The 3,526-nt window shown below is 66.1% G+C and carries 4 protein-coding genes; 2 read left to right on the top strand and 2 right to left on the bottom strand.

Annotated elements, in window-relative coordinates:
• Both P8Y39_12845 and P8Y39_12840 read left to right on the top strand, forming a co-directional pair.
• A partial coding sequence (locus tag P8Y39_12845; protein ID MEJ2193203.1) for an OsmC family protein occupies window positions 1–451 on the top strand: 451 nt, incomplete at its 5' end.
• Window positions 452–634: 183 nt separating this feature from the next.
• A complete protein-coding gene (locus P8Y39_12840; GenBank protein MEJ2193202.1) occupies window positions 635–949 on the top strand; it encodes a hypothetical protein in 315 nt (104 codons plus the stop codon).
• A 16-nt stretch (window positions 950–965) separates the two neighbouring features.
• On the opposite strand, the gene selA is transcribed toward P8Y39_12840, so the two are convergent.
• Both selA and P8Y39_12830 read right to left on the bottom strand, forming a co-directional pair.
• A complete protein-coding gene (selA, locus tag P8Y39_12835) occupies window positions 966–2,390 on the bottom strand; it encodes an L-seryl-tRNA(Sec) selenium transferase (GenBank protein MEJ2193201.1) in 1,425 nt (474 codons plus the stop codon).
• Window positions 2,391–2,465: 75 nt separating this feature from the next.
• The coding region (locus P8Y39_12830; protein ID MEJ2193200.1) for a choice-of-anchor D domain-containing protein at window positions 2,466–3,526 on the bottom strand (1,061 nt) is incomplete at its 5' end.

The raw sequence follows: 3,526 nt of genomic DNA, 5'->3' as shown, positions 1-3,526 counted from the left end.
GGAACTGGAAAAGACGCTCAAGGGCTACAAGTCCGAGGTGGCCCCCGACATGAAGATGACTCTCACCTGGGACAAGGACCTCATCTTTGCCGCCCGGACGTCCCGGGGTTACGTCATAGACTACGACGCCAGGGTGGAATGGGGCTGCATGCCCACGGAGTCCCTCCTGGCCAGCGTGGCCGCCTGCCTGGCCATCGACGTGGTGTCCTTCGTGCAGAAGATGCGGGGAGAGATCACGGAGTTCTCCATGGACGTCCTGGGCAAGCGCAACCCCACCCCGCCGCAGTACTTCACCCGCGTGGAGCTCCTGATAAAGGTCAAGGGCAGAAATCTCGACGACAGGAAAATGCAGAGGGCCGTATCGCTGTCCAAGGAGAAGTACTGCTCCGTCTACCACACCCTGCGCAAAGACCTGGAGCATGAGGTCCGCTACGAGATACTGACCGGTTAGTTTTTCATATATGGCATTGAAGCCTCAACCAATGCTTGGAGCCGCTTGCCGGCACTGTCATGCCGGCTGTTTGATGCGCGCGTAATTACTTCCGAGGCCGGGGAGCCGGGGACTCCTTCGCACTCGATTCAGATAGGGGAGACCCTCTTCTGAGAAGGGGGCAATACGAATCTTGAGGGTGGGATGAAGCAGAAGAATTGTTGGGAAGTGATGCACTGCCAGAGGGAGCAGGGCGGCAAGATGGCGGGTGCCTCCCCCTGTCCGGCGAGCACGGAGGCGCGCCTGAACGGCGTGCACGGGGGGCGCAACGGCGGGAGGGCCTGCTGGTCCGTGGCCGGCACCATGTGCGGGGAGGAGGCCTGCTGTGTCTTCGTCCGGCTTTACAGCGACTGCGGCAAGTGCAAGTTCTACCTCTCGGTCAGGCAGGAAGAGGCCGACTTCAAGTTCGCCCTGAGCCTGCTGAACATGCGGAGAAACTGCACCCTGGCCAAGGCCTGAAATAAAGCGAAAGGTCTCAGGCCCTCTCGGCCTGTTCTTCGGCAAGGGCGTCGAGCACCGAGCGGGCCAGTGTCCGTATCTCGCCGTCCTGCACGGTGCGGGCATCGAGAAGGAGGACCCCTTCCCTGATGCGGGCGATGACGGGAGGGTCTCCTTTCCTCAGCCGCTCTTCCAGGGCGTTGGGGCTCATTTCCCCCAGGGGCGCCACCGAGACGGCATAGGTCGGGAGGGCCTGCTCCGGCAGGGCCCCGCCGCCCGAGTATGCCGTGTCCCGGAGCACCGAGACCCGGGCCGGAGCGCCTTCCTTCCGGATGGCCGCCGCCATCCTCCGGGCCCGGCGCTTGACCGAGCCGGCCTCCTCGCAGAGCATCCTCAGGGTGGGTATCTCCGTCCGGGCGCGCTCCGGGTCGGCGTAGGTCATGAGGACCGCCTCCAGGGCCGCCAGGGTGAGCTTGTCTATCCTCAGGGCCCGCGTAAGAGGGTGCCTTTCGATGGCCTGGACAAGGGCCTTTCTCCCCACGACGAGCCCGGCCTGGGGGCCCCCGAGGAGCTTGTCGCCGCTGAAGGTGACCAGGTCGGGCCCCTCCCCGAGGGTGTCGGCCACCGAGGGCTCGCCCCCGATGCCCCACGGGGCGAGGTCCATGAGGCACCCGCTTCCCATGTCGTACATGACGGGCACGCCCCTTTCCCTGCCCAGCCGGACCAGTTCCCGCACCGGGACGTCCTCGGAGAAGCCCACGATGCGGTAGTTGGACTGGTGGACCTTCAGGATGAGGGCCGTCTCCGCGGTCAGGGCGGCCTCGTAGTCCCCGAGATGGGTCTTGTTCGTGGCGCCCACCTCCCGAAGAACGGCTCCGCTCTGGGCCATCACGTCGGGGATGCGGAAGGAGCCGCCTATCTCCACGAGCTCTCCCCGGGAGACGACGACCTCCCTGCCCCGGGCCAGCGCGCTTAGCGAGAGGAGGACCGCGCCTGCGTTATTGTTGACGGCGATGCCGTCCTCCGCCCCCGTGACGTCCCGGAGGAGCCGCCGCACATGGGCGTAGCGCTTGCCCCTTTTCCCCTCCGCGAGGTCGTACTCCAGGTTCGAATACCCGCGGGCCACGGCGAGCATGTTCTGGAGGGCCCGCTCGGGCAGGGGGGAGCGCCCGAGGTTGGTATGGATGACGATGCCCGTGGCGTTTATGACGGGGCGGAGGCTGAGGGAGCAAAGGGCACGGACCCGCTCCTCCATCCGGGCGGTGAGGTCTCCGCCCGGTGCCCCGGCCTCGCCTTCGAGGATGCGCTCCCTCTCGGCCTGGATGGCGTCCCGGACGCCCTGGATGACGTAGCGCCGGGGGTAGCGGGCAAGCCACTCCTCCCCGGCCGGACTTCTCAGCACCTCGTCCACGGAGGGAAGGCCCTTCAAAAGCTCCTTTGCGTCCACGACTTTTTGTACCACAGGGGCCGCCGGGGGGTCAATAAAGAAAGGCCGGGGGGGAGAGCCCCCTCGGCCTTTCCATGCGGCGAAACTGCCTCAGCGGGTGGTGAAGGTCCAGACGTCGCTTTCCGAAACTCCACCCTGGCCGTCGGCGGCCGCGACCTTCCAGTAATAGGTGGAGCCGGGATCCAGGCCCGAGACCTGCTGGGTTTGGACGGAGCTGTCCGGCGTGGCGGGCACGCTGCCGCTTCCATCGCCGCTACAGGCCATAAAGAGGAATCCCGCCAGCAGAAGCAGGAAGGCCAGGGCAAGGAGCCGCCGTCTCCTGCTGAGCCCGCCGGCCATGGCGATGCCCACCAGGATGAACCCGATGCCGCTTCCGGCCAGGAGGGTTCCCGCGCCCGCCGAGGCCACCTGGACGGTGCGCGTGCTCTCGGCATCCATGAAGGTGGGGTCCTTGGAGATATAAAGCGTATAGCCCACGTCATCGCCGTCGGGGTCGTCGCACCGCTCCCACCGGAACTCAAGCTCCGTCTCCAGGCCCTCCTGCCTGTCGGAGGGATAAAGGAGGCGGACCTTCCCCGGGGGATTGTTCGTCGTACCGGGTACCCCGATGCCGCTGACGGCCACGGTCACGGTCTGCTCGTCCGGGTCGTTTGAGGGTATGTCGAAACTGCCGCTGTAGGAGCACCCATTGGAGCCGCCGTCCCCGGCGTTCGAATCGACGGTGCACTGCCCGCTTTGGGGAGAGAAGGAAACGGTAACCGTGCACTCCTCGCCCTGCGCCAGGGAAAGCCCCGAACAGGCATCCTCCGCGACCGAGAAGGGCTCCTTCAGGGAGTACGCCCCGATGCTTCCCACGAGGAGGTCGCCCACACCGTCGTTTCTGACGGTAACGACCGCCTCGGCGCTTCTGCCCTCCGTGAGGGAGCCGAAGGTAACGGCATGGTCATCAGGGGGCTCGGCGGAATCCGTCACCGTGATGTCCGCCACCGCCTGGACGGTGCCGGTGCCGCTTACGCTCACGGTTATGGGGTTTTCGTCCGGGTCGTTTGACGGGATGTCGAAAGAGTCGCTGAAGGTGCCTTCGTTTGCGGGTTCGAAGGCCACGCTCACCGTACAGGTGCCCACCGGCGGCAGGGTCGTCCCGGAGCACT

This window comes from Nitrospirota bacterium, assembly GCA_037386965.1.
GTDB lineage: Bacteria > Nitrospirota > Thermodesulfovibrionia > Thermodesulfovibrionales > JdFR-86 > JARRLN01.
Note: the sequence above shows the minus strand (reverse complement) of the source record. Positions and strands in the feature narration are given on the sequence as shown.

Coding starts and splice junctions, on each gene's coding strand:
- P8Y39_12840 (MEJ2193202.1), top strand. CDS start 635: ATGAAGCAGAAGAATTGTTGGGAAGTGATGCACTGCCAGAGGGAGCAG.